Annotated in this window: 13 protein-coding genes; 8 read left to right on the plus strand and 5 right to left on the minus strand. The window is 73.2% G+C overall.

The window, feature by feature from the left end; all coding sequences use genetic code 11:
- Positions 1-133: 133 nt before the first annotated feature.
- The 8 genes from UK12_RS17175 to UK12_RS17210 all read left to right on the plus strand — a co-directional run bounded on the left by UK12_RS17175 (position 134) and on the right by UK12_RS17210 (position 7,744).
- Positions 134-1,348 carry an MFS transporter gene (locus UK12_RS17175; protein ID WP_045303878.1) on the plus strand — a complete coding sequence of 405 codons (1,215 nt, stop codon included), beginning with the start codon at positions 134-136 and terminating at the stop codon, positions 1,346-1,348.
- A gap of 74 nt (positions 1,349-1,422) precedes the next feature.
- On the plus strand, positions 1,423-2,379 hold the full coding sequence (locus UK12_RS17180; RefSeq protein ID WP_045303879.1) for a deoxyribonuclease IV: 957 nt from the start codon (positions 1,423-1,425) through the stop codon (positions 2,377-2,379).
- 66 nt (positions 2,380-2,445) lie between these two features.
- Positions 2,446-3,186, plus strand: coding sequence for a hypothetical protein (locus UK12_RS17185; RefSeq protein ID WP_045303880.1), 741 nt, complete (start codon positions 2,446-2,448; stop codon positions 3,184-3,186).
- Positions 3,187-3,277: 91 nt separating this feature from the next.
- Complete coding sequence (locus UK12_RS17190; RefSeq protein WP_082119696.1) at positions 3,278-4,036, plus strand: TVP38/TMEM64 family protein; 759 nt, start codon at positions 3,278-3,280, stop codon at positions 4,034-4,036.
- Between the two features lie 137 nt (positions 4,037-4,173).
- Entirely contained in the window at positions 4,174-4,710 is a 537-nt protein-coding gene (locus tag UK12_RS17195; RefSeq protein ID WP_197084937.1) for a DinB family protein, read from the plus strand.
- 259 nt (positions 4,711-4,969) lie between these two features.
- Complete coding sequence (locus UK12_RS17200; RefSeq protein WP_052681946.1) at positions 4,970-5,371, plus strand: cell division protein SepF; 402 nt, start codon at positions 4,970-4,972, stop codon at positions 5,369-5,371.
- Positions 5,372-5,549: 178 nt separating this feature from the next.
- Complete coding sequence (locus UK12_RS17205) at positions 5,550-6,104, plus strand: TetR/AcrR family transcriptional regulator (protein WP_045303882.1); 555 nt, start codon at positions 5,550-5,552, stop codon at positions 6,102-6,104.
- Positions 6,101-7,744 (plus strand): MFS transporter, encoded by a 1,644-nt coding sequence (locus UK12_RS17210; RefSeq protein WP_082119697.1) that lies wholly within the window; start codon positions 6,101-6,103, stop codon positions 7,742-7,744. The genes UK12_RS17205 and UK12_RS17210 overlap by 4 nt, the downstream gene beginning before the upstream one ends.
- 58 nt (positions 7,745-7,802) lie before the next feature.
- Here the strand turns inward: UK12_RS17210 and UK12_RS17215 are convergent, their stop codons facing one another.
- The 5 genes from UK12_RS17215 to UK12_RS17235 all read right to left on the minus strand — a co-directional run bounded on the left by UK12_RS17215 (position 7,803) and on the right by UK12_RS17235 (position 16,232).
- Complete coding sequence (locus UK12_RS17215) at positions 7,803-10,280, minus strand: SpoIIE family protein phosphatase (RefSeq protein ID WP_082119698.1); 2,478 nt, start codon at positions 10,278-10,280, stop codon at positions 7,803-7,805.
- Between the two features lie 158 nt (positions 10,281-10,438).
- Positions 10,439-11,095, minus strand: a complete 657-nt coding sequence (locus tag UK12_RS17220) for a TetR/AcrR family transcriptional regulator (protein ID WP_045303883.1) — start codon at positions 11,093-11,095, stop codon at positions 10,439-10,441.
- Positions 11,096-11,335: 240 nt separating this feature from the next.
- Positions 11,336-12,916 carry a 4-coumarate--CoA ligase family protein gene (locus UK12_RS17225; RefSeq protein ID WP_197084938.1) on the minus strand — a complete coding sequence of 527 codons (1,581 nt, stop codon included), beginning with the start codon at positions 12,914-12,916 and terminating at the stop codon, positions 11,336-11,338.
- Between the two features lie 104 nt (positions 12,917-13,020).
- Positions 13,021-14,181: an acyl-CoA dehydrogenase family protein gene (locus UK12_RS17230; RefSeq protein ID WP_045303884.1), complete on the minus strand. Its 1,161-nt coding sequence runs from the start codon at positions 14,179-14,181 to the stop codon at positions 13,021-13,023.
- A 122-nt stretch (positions 14,182-14,303) separates the two neighbouring features.
- The gene (locus UK12_RS17235) at positions 14,304-16,232 is read right to left on the minus strand and encodes an ATP-binding protein (RefSeq protein ID WP_045303885.1); all 1,929 of its coding nucleotides are present in this window, start codon (positions 16,230-16,232) and stop codon (positions 14,304-14,306) included.
- Positions 16,233-16,239: the final 7 nt, after the last annotated feature.

The following is a 16,239-nucleotide window of genomic DNA, read 5'->3' on the forward strand; positions in this document are numbered from 1 at the left end:
CGTGCGCGCGGTGGTCATGAGAACGCATCCTTCCAGAGGTTTCTGTCAGGTTCCCTGCCTGATAATTTATCGAGCGCCGAGGCCGTGCCCGCACTGCCGGGCCGCGCCATACTGTCCGGGAGGGGACGAGGCCATGCCGCACCAGCAGCACGTACGGGGCACCGGGAACGCCGGCCGGGCCAGGGTGAGCGTCGCCCTGGTCTTCGCCGTGCACGGCGCGGTGACCGGCAGTTTCGTCACCCGCATCCCGTGGCTCCAGGACCACCTCCACCTGAGCCCCGGTCAGCTGGGCCTGGCCCTGGTCTCCCCCGCGCTCGGCGCCTCGTTCGCGATGCCGCTCGCCGGACGGATCGTGCACCGCTTCGGCGCCCGCGCCGCCGTCCAGGGCCTGCTGACGCTCTGGTGCCTCGCGCTGGCCCTGCCCGCGCTCTCGCCCAACCTGGCCACGCTCTGCCTCGCCCTGCTGGTCTACGGCGGCACCGCGGGGATGGCGGACGTCGCGATGAACGCCCAGGGCGTCGAGGTCGAGGAGCGCCTCGGCCGCTCGATCATGTCCGGTCTGCACGGGATGTGGAGCGCGGGCGGCCTGGTCGCCTCCGGGTTCGGCGTGCTCGCCGCTCATCAGCAGCTCGACGCACGGCTCCAACTCGCCGTCACCGCAGTGGTGCTGGCACTGCTGGCACAGCCGGTCTGCACCGGTCTGCTCGACGTCCGCCCGGCGCCGGAGGCCGAGGCCCCGCCGCGCTTCGCGCTGCCGCCCCGCTCGGCCCTGGTGATCGGCCTGGTCGGGTTCTGCGCCGTCTTCGCCGAGGGCGCCAGCATGGACTGGAGCGGTGTCTACCTGCGGGACGTGACCGGCTCCTCGGCCGGTACCGCCGCCGCCTGCTACACCGCCTTCGCCGCCACCATGACCGTCGCCCGGCTGACCGGGGACCTGGTGATCCGCCGTTTCGGACCGGTCCGCGCGGTTCGGCTCGGCGGCGCGGTCGCCACCCTCGGCGGCCTCCTGGTGGTCGCGGCGGACACCCCCTACCTGGCCATCCCCGGTTTCGCACTGATCGGCGTCGGCATCGCCGTCGTCGTCCCGCTGGCCTTCGCGGCGGCCGGGCGCAGCGGCCCCAACCCGAGCCAGGCCATCGCGGGTGTCGCCACCGTCACCTACACCTCGGGCCTGGTCGCGCCCGCGATCGTCGGCGGCATCGCGCAGGCCACCTCGCTGACGGTCTCCTTCACGGTGGTGACGCTGCTGACGACCGCACTCGTGGCGAGCGCGGGTGCCCTCCGGCAGCGACCGCGCGGCGGCCTGCCCGAGAGGGCCGCCCCGGACCTGGAGCGCTCCACCGGCTGAGGACCGGGCCGGTGCAGGCGCGGGAGCGGTCCCGCAGTGCGGGCCCGAGCGCCGGGCATGGCATCCTCGCTCCCATGGATTCCGCAGCTCACCCCCCGTCCGCCGCCCTCCGCAACCCGGTCGGGGCCCACGTACCGGTGGCCGCGCGCGGGCTGGCGGGCACCGGCCTCGCGTACGCGCGCAAGGTCGGCGCGGAGGCGGTCCAGGTCTTCGTTGCCAATCCGCGCGGCTGGGCCACCCCGGAGGGCAACCCGGCCCAGGACGAGGAGTTCCGCACGGCCTGCGCGGCGGCGGGCATACCCGCGTACGTCCACGCGCCGTACCTGATCAACTTCGGTTCGGACTCCGGCGCCACCAGGGCCCGCTCCGCCGAGTCACTGCGCCACTCGCTGCTGCGCGCCCACCGGATCGGCGCGCTCGGTGTGGTGGTGCACACCGGTTCGGCGGTGGGCCGGGCGGCGGACGGCGGTTCCCGGTACGCGGCGGCGATGGCCCAAGTACGCGAGGACGTCAGGCCGTTGCTGGACGAGCTCGACGTGCTCGGCGAGGACGCCCCCTGGCTGCTGCTCGAACCGACCGCCGGGCAGGGCAGTTCGCTCTGCTCGCGGATGGAGGACCTGGCCGCGTACGCCGCCGCCCTCGACCACCACCCGAAGGTCGGCGTCTGCCTGGACACCTGCCACGCCTTCGCCGCCGGGCACGACCTCGCGGCCCCGGACGGCGTCGGGCGGACGCTGGACGCACTGGTCGCCGCCGTCGGCCCCGGGCGGCTGCGGCTGATCCACGCCAACGACTCGATGGACGTGGTCGGCGCCCGCAAGGACCGGCACGCCAACATCGGCGCCGGGCACATCGGCGCGGACGCCTTTCGCACGCTGCTGGCCCACCCGGCCACCGAGGGCGTCCCGCTGATCATCGAGACCCCGGACGGCCGGCACGACCCCGACCGCGTCGAGGGCGCCCGCCACACCGCCGACCTCGACCTGCTCAAGCGCCTGCGCACCGAGGCCGGTCCGGTCCTCCGACGATGACCCGCCTTCCGTTCCCGGGGCCCGGGTGCGGACAATGGGCGTCCCACTCACACGCAGGAGGCCCAGGTGTTCCGCCGCTGGTGGTTCGTCGGACTGTTGCGCGGCGAACCCGAGTCCGCCGCCCCACGCCGTCACCACTCCAAGGAGCAGGACGAGTTGGTGCTCCGCGAGTGGGAGGTGCTGCGCGAGCGGTTGACCGCCCACGCGAGCGAGCGGGTCACCACGGCCGGGGGGATCATCCAGGCCGCCGAACTCCGGCTGGCACCCGAGGAGGCGTCCGCCCGCCGGGACTACCTGTGGGCACTGGAGGCGTACGAGGCCGCCGGCCGGCTCCTCGACGACGCGACCGACCTCCCGGACCTGGCGGCCGCCACGGTCCTGGCCGAACGCGCGGTCGAGCGGCTCGCGGCGGCGCACGCCGTCCACGCCGGGCTGCGGCCCACCGCGCCGGTGCTGCGCTGCTTCTACAACCCCCTGCACGGGAGCGCCTCGCCCCCGGTCGGCAAGGGCCCGAAGAAGGAGCGGCAGCGGCCCAGGACCAGCGCCCGGCAGGCGGCGGCCGACCGCAGGCCCGCCTGCGCCGACTGCCGCCGGGCCATCCTGGCCGGCCAGACACCCGACGTCCTGCCCGCCCTGCTCCCCGCCAAGGCCGCCGGACGCGGCGCCGGCCGACTGCTGGTGCCGTACTACGCGGTGCCCCAGCAGTGGTCCCCGTGGTCCGTGAGCGCCTGCGGCGCGTACGACGACCAGGCGCCCGCGCTGGTCCTGCGCGGCGGGCACCGACGCGACCGGGGGCGCAAGGGCTAAGACCGACCGGCACATGGGGGGGAGGGTGAAGATGGGGGTCCCCCCGGCCCTCGACCCTCCCCCCATGTGCCGGTCGGTCTAAGCTCACCGGATGCTCCACGAACCGCCCCCGGCCGCTGCGGCGCCGGCCGCGCTGTGTGCCCCGGCCCCGGACGGCCCGAGCCCGGCGGATCCACCGTCGACGGCTGCGGCGGTCCCGCCCTGTGCGCACCCGGACCGCTCGCCGTGGCTGCGGCTCGGCCTGCTGCTGGCGATCCTCGGGGCGGCGGCCGCCTCGCTGCTGTTCTGGGACCCGACCCAGCTGCTGACCACGGGAGCACCCGGGCTGTGGCGGCTGCCGGTCTTCGCCCTGGTCTACGCCCTCGGGACGCTGGTGTTCGTACCCAAGCCCGCGCTGAACACCGCCGCCGGACTGCTCCTCGGCATCGGCTGGGGGCTTCCACTGGCGGTGGCCGGCACCACCCTCGGCGCGGCCGTCGCCTTCGCGCTGGGACGGCTGCTCGGCCGCGACGCCCTCCGCCCCCTGCTGAAGGCCAAGGCGCTGGCCGCACTCGACCGCCGGCTCACCGAACAGGGCTTCCGCAGCGTGCTGCTGCTCCGCCTCGTCCCGGGCATCCCGTTCCAGGCGGCCAACTACGGCGCCGCCTTCTCCGGCGTACGGGCGCTGCCGTTCCTCTGCGGCACCGCCCTCGGAGTCCTGCCCGGTACCGCCGCCTACGTCCTCGCAGGCGCCAGCGCGGGTTCTCCCGGCTCCCCCGCCTTCCTGCTCTCCGCCGCCGCGATCGGCCTGATGACCGCCCTCAGCCTGCTCTCGCTCTGGCGCGCCTCCCGCCGCCGCGGGCCCGCCTGACGCCACCGCCACCGGCTGGAGACCCTGTTCGCCGAACCTCGGACGGGGTACGGGAGTTGCCCCACGGCGAGCACCGGGTGCCCGCCGGCGGCAAATTCGCTGTCGGTCTGTCAGTACCACTCGCCAGAATGTCCGGCATGAGCACTGACTCCGCTTCCACCTCCGCTTCCGCCCGCCCGGTCCGTGTCGAGCCGCCGATGGCTGCCGACGAGACGGCCATGCTGTCCGCCTGGCTGGACTTCCACCGGGCCACGCTCGCCGTCAAGTGCGAGGGCCTGACGGCCGAGCAGCTCCGGCTGCGCTCCGCCGCCCCCTCCTCGCTCTCCCTGCTCGGCCTGGTGCGGCACCTGGCCGAGGTGGAGCGCTACTGGTTCCAGCACGTCCTCTCCGGCAGCGAGGTGCAGAGCCTGTACTGCGAGGAGGACCGGGACGGCGACTTCAACCAGGTGGACACCGCCGACGCCGAGGAGGCGTTCGCCACCTGGCGGACCCAGATCGAGCTGGCCCGCACGGCCGCCGTCGGCGTCCCGCTGGAGACGCCCGGCAAGAAGCTCCGCGACGGTGAGCAGGTGACGCTGCGATGGATCCTGGTCCATATGATCGAGGAGTACGCCCGGCACAACGGACACGCCGATCTGATCCGGGAATTGATCGACGGCACCACCGGCGAGTGAAGCTGTTACACGATTGTTGACAGGGAGTCAATTCGCCACCGACAGACACCGATATGGTCTACGCGCGCAACCGTTAACCGAACTGTGACGTCGCAGCAGATACCGAACCGGGCTGCTCGCCACGTACCGTACGGCGGTCGCGGGCGGGCACCGGAGCGGTGATCAGTGCGATACTCGGACAGTTCCGTCGAGTGGATGACGTGTCAAGAGGACACGAACACCCGGGGGAACGGTACGGGACGAGGCAAGGAGGCGCGGCATGGGAGCACTTCGCGACGAGCACCACAACGGGTGGTTGATGCCTTCCGGCAACTACGCCGCGGCGGTGTACGACGATCCGTGGGCGACGCAGGCGGTGGCGCCCGTGGCCCCGGCCGTCCCGGCCCCGGCGAAGATCGTCTCGCTGAAGCCCACCGGCTTCGAGTCCGCCCGTACGGTCGGCGAACACATCCGCGAGGGCATCCCGGTGGTCATGGACGTCACCGAGATGAACGAGGCCGAGGCCAAGCGCATGGTCGACTTCGCCTCCGGCCTGGTGTTCGGCACCCGGGGCGGGATCGAGCGGATCGCCCGCCGGGTCTTCCTGCTCACCCCCGCCGACGTCGAGGTGATGGTGATCGACCGGCCGCTCGACGAGACCGGGTTCTTCAACCAGAGCTGAGCCGAGAGGCAGCACCCGATCCGTCACGGACGGATCTGCGGCACACCCCGTCACAGACCGGGGACGACACCATGTCGTCCCCGGTCTTTTTGCTGGTCAGAGCCTTACCAGGTGTCTCGGATGAGAGCTGTAACAAAAGAATGAGACATTGATGTCTCATCTGACCTACACTCGAAACATGGCTACTGATCGCGACTCCGTCCTCGAGGCAGCCGTCGGCGTGCTCTCCCGGCGGCCGACCGCCCACCTCGACGAGATCGCGCGCGCCGCCGGCATCAGCCGGGCCACCCTGCACCGGATCTTCCCGGGCCGCGACGCCCTGATCCGCGAGGTCGGCGCTCTGGGCCTGCGCAAGTTCGCGACGGCCCTCGACAGTGCGGCGATCGAGACCGGCGACGCGCAGTCGGCACTGCGCCGTCTGGTGGACGCCATCGTCCCCGACGCCGCGCTGTGCGCCTTCCTCGCGGGCGAGAACCAGCTGTACGACGACCCCGAGATCAACGAGCTCTGGGAGATCCAGGACTCCCGGGTCCGCGTGCTCTTCCTGCGCGGCCAGCAGGAGGGCGTCTTCCGGATCGAGCTCTCGGCCGGCTGGCTCAGCGAGGCGTTCTTCGATCTCGTCGCCGGCGTCGGCTGGGCCGTCCAGGACGGCCGACTCGCCCCGCGTGACAGTGCCTACTCGCTCGCCGAACTCTTCCTCGGCGGCGCACTCAGGAGACCCGACCCATCATGAGCACCAACCTCACCACCGGAGCGACCGGTACCGCCGGCACCCGGCAGCGCTGGGCCGGCCTGGCCGTCCTGGTCCTGTCGGTCACCCTGGTCGCCGTCGACGCCACCGTGCTGTCCCTCGCCATACCCTCCATCAGCGAGACCCTCAGCCCCAGCGGCACCCAGCTGCTCTGGATCGGCGACAGCTACTCCTTCGTACTCGCCGGCCTGCTGGTCAGCATGGGCGCCCTCAGCGACCGGATCGGCCGCAAGAAGCTGCTGCTGCTCGGCTCCTCCGCCTTCGGCCTCGCCTCGCTGCTCGCGGCCTACTCGCCCAGCCCCGGCTGGCTGATCCTGGCCCGCGCCCTGCTCGGCGTGGCCGGCGCGACGATCATGCCGTCCACCCTCTCGCTGATCCGCAGCCTGTTCCCGGACGCCCGTGAGCGGGCCACCGCCATCGGCATCTGGGGCGCCGGTGCCACGGCGGGCGCCGCGCTCGGCCCGCTGGTCGGCGGCATGCTGCTGGAGCACTTCTGGTGGGGCTCGGTCTTCCTGCTCAACCTGCCCGTGCTGCTCCTGCTGCTGGTCCTCGGCGCCTGGCTGCTGCCCGAGTCCAAGGACCCCAGACCCGGCAGCTGGGACCTGGTGAGCGTGCTGCTCTCGATGACCGGTGTGATCGGCGTGGTGTACGCGATCAAGGAGCTGGCCGCCGACGGCCTCACCCACTGGTACGTTCCGGCCGCCCTGGTGGTCGGCGCCCTCGCGCTGACGGCCTTCGTCCGGCGGCAGCTGCGGCTGGCGTCCCCGCTGCTGGACGTCCGGCTGTTCCGCGACCCGCGCTTCACGGCGGCCGTGCTCGGTTCGCTGACGGCGCTGATCGGGCTCTCCGGCGTGATCTTCTTCATGTCGCAGTACCTCCAGCTGGTGCGCGGCTACTCGCCGCTCGCCGCCGGGATCGCCGAGCTGCCCGCCTTCGCCGGCGCGGTGATCGGCGGCCTGCTGACCGCCTGGCTGGCCCGCCGGACCGGCGCCCGCGCCACCCTGGCCGGCGGTCTGCTGGTGATGGGTGCGGGCATCGCCCTGCTCGGCTGGGTGCACCAGGACAGCGCCTACCTGCTGCTCGGAATCTCCTTCCTGGCCGTCGGCACCGCCGAGGGCGTGGTCTACACGCTGGCCGCCGACCTGGTGCTCGGCGCCGCGCCCGCCGACAAGGCGGGTGCCGCCTCGGCCGTCTCCGAGACGGCCTACGAGCTCGGCACGGCGCTCGGCATCGCACTGATCGGCTCGGTGGTGACCGCGATCTACGTGGGCTCGCTGACCTTCCCCGCCGGGACTCCGGCTGCGGCGGCCAAGCGGGCCGGGGAGTCGGTCGGCGGTGCCGTCGAGGCTGCCGCGACGCTCCCGGGCGAGCTCGGCAGGCCGATGCTCGCGCAGGCCGAGCACGCCTTCGTGCACGGCATGAACGTCGCGGCCGTGCTCGCGGCCGGTCTGCTGCTGGTGTCGGCCGGTGCCGCGTGGTACCTGCTGCGCAACCGGGCGGGCGGCGCACCCGCAGCCCACGGCGAGCACCACGGCGAGCACCACGGCGAGCACCACGGCGAGGACCGCGACGAGGAACGCGCGGAGGCCGGACCGGCGCGGCACTCGAAGCTCGCGGCCTGACCCGGGCTTCAGCAAGGCTCGGGAGCGCTGCACTCCCGGGGTCCGCCGCGCGACCGGATCAGTGGTTCAGCGGGAGTTCCAGTTCGGCCCAGACCACTTTGCCGCCCTTGGTCGGGCGGGTGCCCCAGCGGTGGGCGAGTTCACTGACCAGGTGCATGCCCCGGCCGCCCTCGTCCTCCTCCGCCGAGGTGCGGACCCTCGGCGGCGAGCCGCCCGAGTCGGCGACCTCGACGGTGAGGGTGCGGTCGCGGAACAGCCGCAGCCGCCGGGGCGCCTCGGCGTGTAGCAGGGCGTTGGTGACCAGCTCACTGACCATCAGCTCGGCGAAGTCGGTGAGCGCGGACAGCCCCCAGGCGTCCAGGGTGGCCCGGGTGAAGCGGCGCGCCCGGCCGGGCAGCGGACCGTCGCCGTCCAGCGGCAGGCTGGCGATCCGGTCGGCGGGGACGGGCAGCGCGCGCGCCATGATCATGGCGATGTCGTCGTCGGTTCCCTCGGCGACCAGCGTGGTGAGCACCGCGTCGCAGCTCGCCTCCAGCGTGCGGCCGCGCCCGGCGAGTGTCTGCGACAGCAGGTCGATGCCGTGGTCGATGTCCCGGTCCCGGCGTTCCACCAGGCCGTCGGTGTAGAGCGCGACCAGCCCGCCCTCGGGCAGGGTGAACTCGCTGCTCTCGAACGCCACTCCGCCGACCCCGAGCGGGACCCCGGGCGGGAGCACCACCGTCCGGGCGGCCCCGTCCGGCGAGACCCAGACCGGTGGGAGGTGACCGGCCGAGGCGACCGAGCAGGTGCGCTCGACCGGGTCGTACACCACGCAGATACAGGTCGCGAACTGGCCCTCGCCGATGCCCGTCGCGGTCTCGTCCAGCCTGGTCAGCACCTGTTCGGGCGGCATGTCGAGGGTGGCCAGGGTGCGGGCGACGGTGCGCAGCTGGCCCATCGTCGCGGCCGCCCTGATGCCGTGGCCCATCACGTCGCCGACCACCAGCGCCACCCGTCCGCAGGAGAGCGGCACCACGTCGAACCAGTCCCCGCCGACCTCGCTGACCAGGCTGCTCGGCAGATAGCGGTAGGCGATCTCCAGCCCGAGGGTGCGGTGGATCTCCTGCGGCAGCAGGCTGCGCTGCAGGGTGAGCGCGGTCTCCCGTTCGCGCCGGTAGAGGCGGGCGTTGTCCAGGGCGATGGCCGCCCGGGCGACCAGTTCCTCGGCCAGCGCCACATCGGCGGCGGTGAACGGCTCCGGGTTCCGCGTGCGGACGAACTCCGAACCCCCGAGCACCATGCCCCGGGCCATGATCGGCACCATCAGGTACGAGTGGATGCCCGCCTCCAGCCCCGGCGCGACCCGGTCCGGGTAGGCGACCAGGGCGGCCAGGGTCTGCTCGTCGACGTGGGTCCGCAGCAGCGGGCGGCCACTGCGCAGGCATTCGGTGTAGGGCCGCTTGGCGTCGTACTCGGAGGTCTCCCCCACCGCGTCGGAGGCGTTCACCAGGCCCGACTCGTACGCCTCGCCGACCGCGACCGCGCGCAGCGTGATGCTGCGGTCGGGGGCCAGCGCGGCCGGCTCCTCGCCGCGCAGGACGGGTTCCAGCAGGTCGACGGTGGCGAAGTCGGCGAAGCGCGGGACGACGGCCTCGATGAGCTCCTCGGCGGTGCGCTGGAGGTCGAGGGTGGTACCGATCCGGGCGGTGGCCTCCGCGAGCAGGGTCAGGCGTTCCTGCGCCCGGGCGGCGCGGGCCTCGGCCTGGAACCGCTCGGTGACGTCGATCAGGGAGGAGCTGAGGCCGAGGATCTTGCCGGTGGAGTCCTCCAGCCGGAAGTAGGAGGCGGACCAGGCCCGGTCGTGCCGTGGATCGCCGGGGGTGCGGCCGTGCGAACGGGCGTCCACGACGGGACGCCCGGTGGCGAGCACCTGCCTCATCACGGCCTCGATCTCTGCGCCGTTCAGCCCCGGCAGGACACTGCTGAGCCGGCGGCCGACGTGATCCTCGACCGACACGCCGTTGATCCGGGCGAGGGCGCTGTTGAGCCGGACGAAGCGCAGGTCGGTGTCGTAGACGGCCATGCCGATCGGGGACTGGGTGAAGCAGCCGTCCAGGACGGCGAGGTCCGCCTCGACCCGGCGCAGCGCCGCCATGTCGGAGGCGGTGGCCAGCAGCATCCGGCGGCCGTCCGGCCCCGTGATGGGGTAGGTGCGGAACTCCAGCTCGACCTGGTGGCCGTCACGGTGACGGACCGGGATGACGCCGGCCCAGCCGCTCCCGGACATGATCCGGTCGAACACGGCGAGGATCTCGGACCGCTCGGCCTTCGGGACCAGCAGCTTGGCGGCGTACGAGCCGACGGCTTCGGCGGCGGTGTAGCCGGTCAGCCGCTCGGCGTCATCGCTCCAGTGCAGGATGCGGCCGTCGCTCTCCACCAGGGCGGTGGCGATCGGTACCAGCCGGTGGCCCCGCAGACGTGCCGAGGCGGCGTCGACCGTCCCGGACTCCGCGTCCTGGCCGGCAGCGTCGGGACCGGTCCACTCGAATCCGTACATGATCAGGAGCCCACCTGCCAGGTACCTTCCCGGTCGGGGCCGGGGCAATCCGGCTCACACCAGACTGCACGGCACCGGACGGCCCGGCGACTCCTCGCCCGGCCAGGGCGGACCCGGATCGACCTCGTGCGAGCCGACCGGTACGGCTCCGTACGGGGTCAGTCGCGGGCCTGCCGGCCGGCGTCGGACTCGGCGTCGGCCGGGGCGGGGAGGACGGCGTCCAGGGTGCGGGCCCACTGGCGGATGACGCCGGTGCGGCGGGGGCCGTCGTCGGTGAGCAGGTTGGCCAGGCCCAGGCCGCGGGCCATGTCGAGGGTGGCCTGGACCGTCTCCCGGACGCCCGGGGCGGTCTCGTCCGCGCCGAGGAACTCGACCGCCGCGCGGTGCGACTCCCGTCCGACGTGGTTCTCCAGTGCGACGATCCGTTCGCGCAGCGGTTCCTCGGTGGCCGCGGCCACCCAGAGGTGGAGGGCGGCCCGGAACAGCGGGCCGGTGTAGAGACGGACGATCAGCTCCACCACTGCCTGGGTCCTGGCCGGTCCGGCGGGCGGCAGCTCGCCGGCGTGGGCCCGGACGGCGGCCAGCCGCTCGGTGGTGACGTGTTCGACGGCGGCGGTGAACAGGTCCTCCCTGGTCGGGAAGTGGTGCTGGGCCGCTCCCCTGGTCACCCCCGCCCGCTCGGCCACCACCGCGACCGTGGACCCGTTCCACCCGAGCTCGGCCAGACACTCCACCGCCGCCTCCAGCAGCCTGCGGCGGGTGGCACGGCTGCGGGTCTGCTGCGGGGCGCGGGAGGCGGCTGCGTGGAGGCTCATGGCTGCTTTCGGGTGACGGTCCGTCGATTGCGGCCGATCCTCTCAGACCGTCCGCCCGGCCGACCTTGCAGGGGCGTGAACATCAGGGGCGCGGCATTCAGGGGCATGAACGTCAGGGGCGCGGGGAACTGCGCGAAACGGCAGGATCCGAGCTGCCAGCTGTGCAGAGACCCCTGCTGAACGTCGGTCTCCTCCGACTCGCGCGGTTCCCCGCGCCCCGCAGGATCGGCCGGCCCCGGTCTACCGTACGCGGTCGCGCAGTTCACGGCGGAGGATCTTGCCCGCCGCCGACTTGGGTATCGCGTCCAGGAACTCCACCGCCCGCACCTTCTTGTACGGCGCCACCTGCCCCGCCACGTGGTCGATGACCTGCTGCCCGGTGAGCGCGCTGCCCGGTACCCGGACCACGTAGGCCGTGGGCCGTTCGGTGCCGTCCTCGCCGGTGACGCCGATGACCGCGGCGTCGGCGATCTGCGGGTGCGCCAGCAGCAGTGCCTCCAGCTCGGCGGGGGCGACCTGGTAGCCCTTGTACTTGATCAGTTCCTTCACCCGGTCCACCACGAACAGGTAGCCGCGTTCGTCCAGGTAGCCGATGTCGCCGGTGTGCAGCCAACCGTCCTCGTCGATCATCGCGTCGGTCTCGGACGGCCGGGCGAAGTAGCCCTGCATCACCTGGGGCCCGCGGAAGAGCAGTTCACCCTGCTCGCCGACGCCGAGGTCCCTGCCGGAGCCGTCCAGGGCGGCCACCCGCAGTTCGGTGGAGGCGACGAGTCGGCCGACCGTGCCGGACGGCGGGTTCGGATCGCCGATCGTCATCACGGCGGCGACGGGCGAGAGTTCGGTCATCCCGTACCCCTGGTGGACGCGTGGCAGACCGAGCCGGCGGGCGCAGGCGGCGGAGAGCTCGGCATCCAACGGGGCGGCGGCGCTGAGGATGTAGCGGACCGAGGAGAGGTCGTACTGGTCCACCAGCGGGTGTTTGGCGAGCGCCAGGATGACCGGCGGCGCGGCGAACACGCCCTCGATGCGCTGGTCCTGGATCGTGCGGAGGAACTGTTCGAGGTCGAAGCGCGGCAGCACCACGACGGTGGAGCCGCTGCGCAGCGGGTGGTTGAGCAGGGCGGTGAGCCCGTAGATGTGGAAGAACGGCAGGATCGCGAGGATCCGCTCGCCCACCGCCGTGCGGTGCAGCGACTCGGCCTGGAACAGGTTGCTGGCGATGCTGCGGTGGCTGAGCATCACACCCTTGGGCAGGCCGGTGGTGCCGCTCGAGTAGGGCAGTACGGCGATGTCGGTGCCCGGGTCGATCCGCGGCTGCGGTTCGGGGGCGGTGGAGGCGAGCAGGTCGGCCAGTGAGCGGTGGCCTTCGGCCGGGTCGCAGGTGAAGATCTCCCGGATCGTACTCCCTTCCGCGGCAAGGGTTTCGGCCGCTTCGACGGCGGTCGGCAGAAAGGCCGCGACGGTGACGATCCAGCGCGCCCGGCTGTCGCGCAGCTGCCCGGTCAGCTCCTTGGCGGTGACCAGGGAGCTGACCGTGGTGACGGTCGCCCCGGCCCGGGTGAGGCCGTAGAAGGCGAGCGGGAAGGCGATGGAGTTCGGGCTGTACAGCGCGACCACGTCGCCCTTGCGGACTCCCGCCTCGGCCAGTCCGGCCGCGATCCGCCTGCTGTCGGCGGCCAGTCGGGCGTAGCTGACCGACTGTCCGGTGATGCCGTCGATCAGCGCGGGGACGTCGGGGTGCCGCTCGGCCGTGGCCAGCACCGCGTCGTGGATCGGCAGGTCGAGGGGTTCGATGTCGGGACAGTCGCTGCGGAACACCATGCATGCCTCCGGTTCGGCAGGGCGGGAACGAGCACTCCCAGGGTGACCGGAGTCGCCCTCTGCGACCAGAGCGCCTCCCCGGCCGGTACGTCCTGGCGCGCTGCTCAGTACGACCTGGGCAGGCCGAGGGTGTGCTGGGCCACGTAGTTGAGCACCATCTCCCGGCTGACCGGTGCCACCCGGGCGACCCGGGTGGCCGCGATCAGGGCGGCCAGGCCGTACTCCTGGGTGAGTCCGTTGCCGCCGAGCGTCTGCACGGCCTGGTCGACCGCCCGGCAGGCGGCCTCGCCCGCCGCGTACTTGGCCATGTTGGCGGCCTCGCCCGCCGCGACGTCGTCGCCGGAGTCGTAGAGGTGGGCGGCCTTCTGCATCATCAGCCGGGCCAGTTCGACCTCGATGGTGCACTGGGCGAGCGGGTGGGAGATGCCCTGGTGGGCGCCGATGGGCGTGTCCCAGACGGTCCGCGTCCTGGCGTACTCCACGGCGGAGCCGAGCGCCTGGCGGGCGATGCCGAGGGTGAAGGCGGCGGTCATGATGCGCTCGGGGTTGAGCCCGGCGAAGAGCTGCATCAGCCCGGCGTTCTCGTCGCCGACGAGGGCCTCGGCGGGCAGCCGGACGTCGTCCAGGAAGACCTGGAACTGCTTCTCCGCCGTGACGAGTTCCATCGGGATGGGCCGGTACTCGAAGCCCGGAGTCTCGCGGGGGACGATGAACAGGGCGGGCCTGAGCCTGCCGGTGGCCGCGTCCTCGGTGCGGCCGACGAACAGCACGGCGTCGGAGTGGTCGATACCGGATATGAAGACCTTGCGGCCGGAGAGCAGCCAGTCGGAGCCGTCCCGGCGGGCGACGGTGCCGATCCGGTGGGAGTTGGAACCGGCGTCGGGTTCGGTGATGCCGAAGGCCATCCGCAGGGTGCCGTCGGCCAGGCCGGGGAGCCACTGCTGCTTCTGCTGCGCGGTGCCGAAACGGGCGATCACGGTGCCGCAGATGGCCGGCGAGACCACCAGCATCAGCAACGGGCTGCCGGCGGCGCCCAGTTCCTCCAGCACGATGGCCAGTTCGCTGATGCCCGCGCCCCCGCCGCCGTACTCGGTGGGGAGGTTGACGCCGAGATAGCCGAGTTTGCCCGCCTCGGACCAGAGTTCCTGGGTGGGCAGCCCGGCTCGGGCCTTGGCCTGGAAGTACGCGGCACCGTAGCGACGGCCGAGGTCGGACACGGCTCGGCGCAGGGCCTGGCGTTCGGGGGATTCGCTGAACACGGACATGGGTGGTGTGGTCCTCTCCGTGGGATGGGCGGGCCCGGGGCGCGCTCGACCGGCTGCCCCCGGGGTGGGTCGGCCGGGGTTCTGGTGCGGCTCCTGGTCCCCCGGCGGTCTGCCCCCGGCGGCTACGCCGGCTGGACGACGGCGAGCAGGGTGCCCAGTTCGACCTGTTGGCCGGGGCTGACGCGAAGTTCGGTGAGCAGTCCGTCGGTCGGCGCGCAGACGCGGTGTTCCATCTTCATCGCCTCCAGCCAGAGCAGGGGTTGGCCTGCGGTGACCTGCTCGCCGGGGGCGACGGCGATGCGGACCACGGTGCCCGGCATGGGGGCGAGCAGGGCGCCCGGGTCGGTGTGGACGGCGGGTTCGGGGTGGCGGGGAAGTGCGGTGAGGACGACCGCGCCGAGCGGGGAGTCGAGGTGGACGGTGTCGCCGTGGACCGCGATCTCGAAGGTGCGGGTCAGGCCGTCGGTGCGGAGGGTGACGTGTTCGGGGGTGGCGGCCAGGAGCTCGGTCTCGGGGTGGTCCTCGGCCTGCAGGCCGGTACGGGTGCGGCGGTAGCGGACCTCGTGTTCGGTGCCGTCCGAGGCGCGGTAGCGCTTGAGCTGGGACTGTGAGGGCAGGTTGCGCCAGCCGGACGGGAAGGCACCGGAACGGGCGGCGGCGTCCGCCAGGGCGGCTGCCAGGGCGGCCAGCGGGGTGTGCTTCTGCGGTCCGGGACCGAGTTCGGCGGCGTGCTCGGCGAGGAAGCCGGTGTGCAGCCGTCCTGCTTGGAAGGCGGGGTGGCGCAGGGCGGCCACCAGGAGCTCGCGGTTGGTGGTCAGCCCGTGGATCCGGGCCCGGCCCAGCGCGTCGGCCAGCCGGCGGGCGGCGGCCGCCCTGGTCGGGGCCCAGGCGATCACCTTGGCGAGCATGGCGTCGTAGTGGATGCCGACGGCGGCGGGCCCCGCCACACCGGAGTCCAGGCGCAGTCCGCTCTCACCCGGTCCGGCGCTGAACTCGCTCTGCACATCGGGGAGTTGGAGCAGGTGCAGGGTCCCGGTCTGCGGCTGCCAGTCGCGCTCGGGGTCCTCGGCGTAGAGGCGGGCCTCGATCGCGTGGCCGCGGATCGCGGGCTGCTCGGCCGGGAGCGGTTCGCCTTCGGCGATGCGCAGTTGGAGCGCGACCAGGTCGAGCCCGGTGACGCACTCGGTGACGGGGTGCTCGACCTGGAGGCGGGTGTTCATCTCCAGGAAGTGGATCCGGCCGTCGGGTGCCAGCAGGAACTCCGCCGTCCCTGCTCCGGTGTAGCCGATGGCGCGGGCGGCGGCGGTGGCGGCCGCGTGGAGTCCGGCGCGCACCGGGTCGGTCAGGCCGGGAGCCGGGGCTTCCTCGATCACCTTCTGATGGCGGCGTTGCAGCGAGCAGTCGCGGTCGCCGAGCGCCCAGACGGTGCCGTACCGGTCGGCCATCAGCTGGACCTCGACATGGCGCCCGGCCGGCAGGTACGGCTCGCAGAAGACCTCGTCCGAACCGAAGGCCTTCGCCGCCTCGGCCCGGGCCGAGGCCAGCGCGTCCGGCAGGTCGGCGAGCCGGTGGACGATGCGCATGCCGCGCCCGCCGCCGCCGGCCGCCGCCTTGACCAGCAACGGCAGGTCGGCCTCGGTAGGTTCGGCGGCCGCGGTCAGCACCGGGACCCCGGCCGCCGCCATCAGCCGCTTGGCCTCGGTCTTGGACCCCATCGCGGCGATCGCCTCGGCCGGCGGCCCGATCCAGGTCAGCCCGGCGGCCTGGACGGCGCGCGCGAACTCGGCGTGCTCGGAGAGGAAGCCGTACCCGGGGTGGACCGCGTCCGCCCCGGCGGCCAGCGCCGCCTGGATGACCAGGTCCGCGCGCAGATAGGTGTCGGCGGGTGCGGCGCCCGGCAGCCGTACGGCGGTGTCGGCCTCGCGGACGTGCGGGGCGTCCGCGTCCGGGTCGGAGTGGACGGCCACGGTGGCGATGCCGAGTTCACGGCAGGTGTGGAAGATCCGCCGGGCGATCTCGCCGCGGTTGGCCACCAGCAGGGATGTGATCATGAGTGAA

Origin of the sequence: Saccharothrix sp. ST-888 (assembly GCF_000955975.1) — a bacterium.
Taxonomy (GTDB): Bacteria; Actinomycetota; Actinomycetes; order Streptomycetales; family Streptomycetaceae; genus Kitasatospora.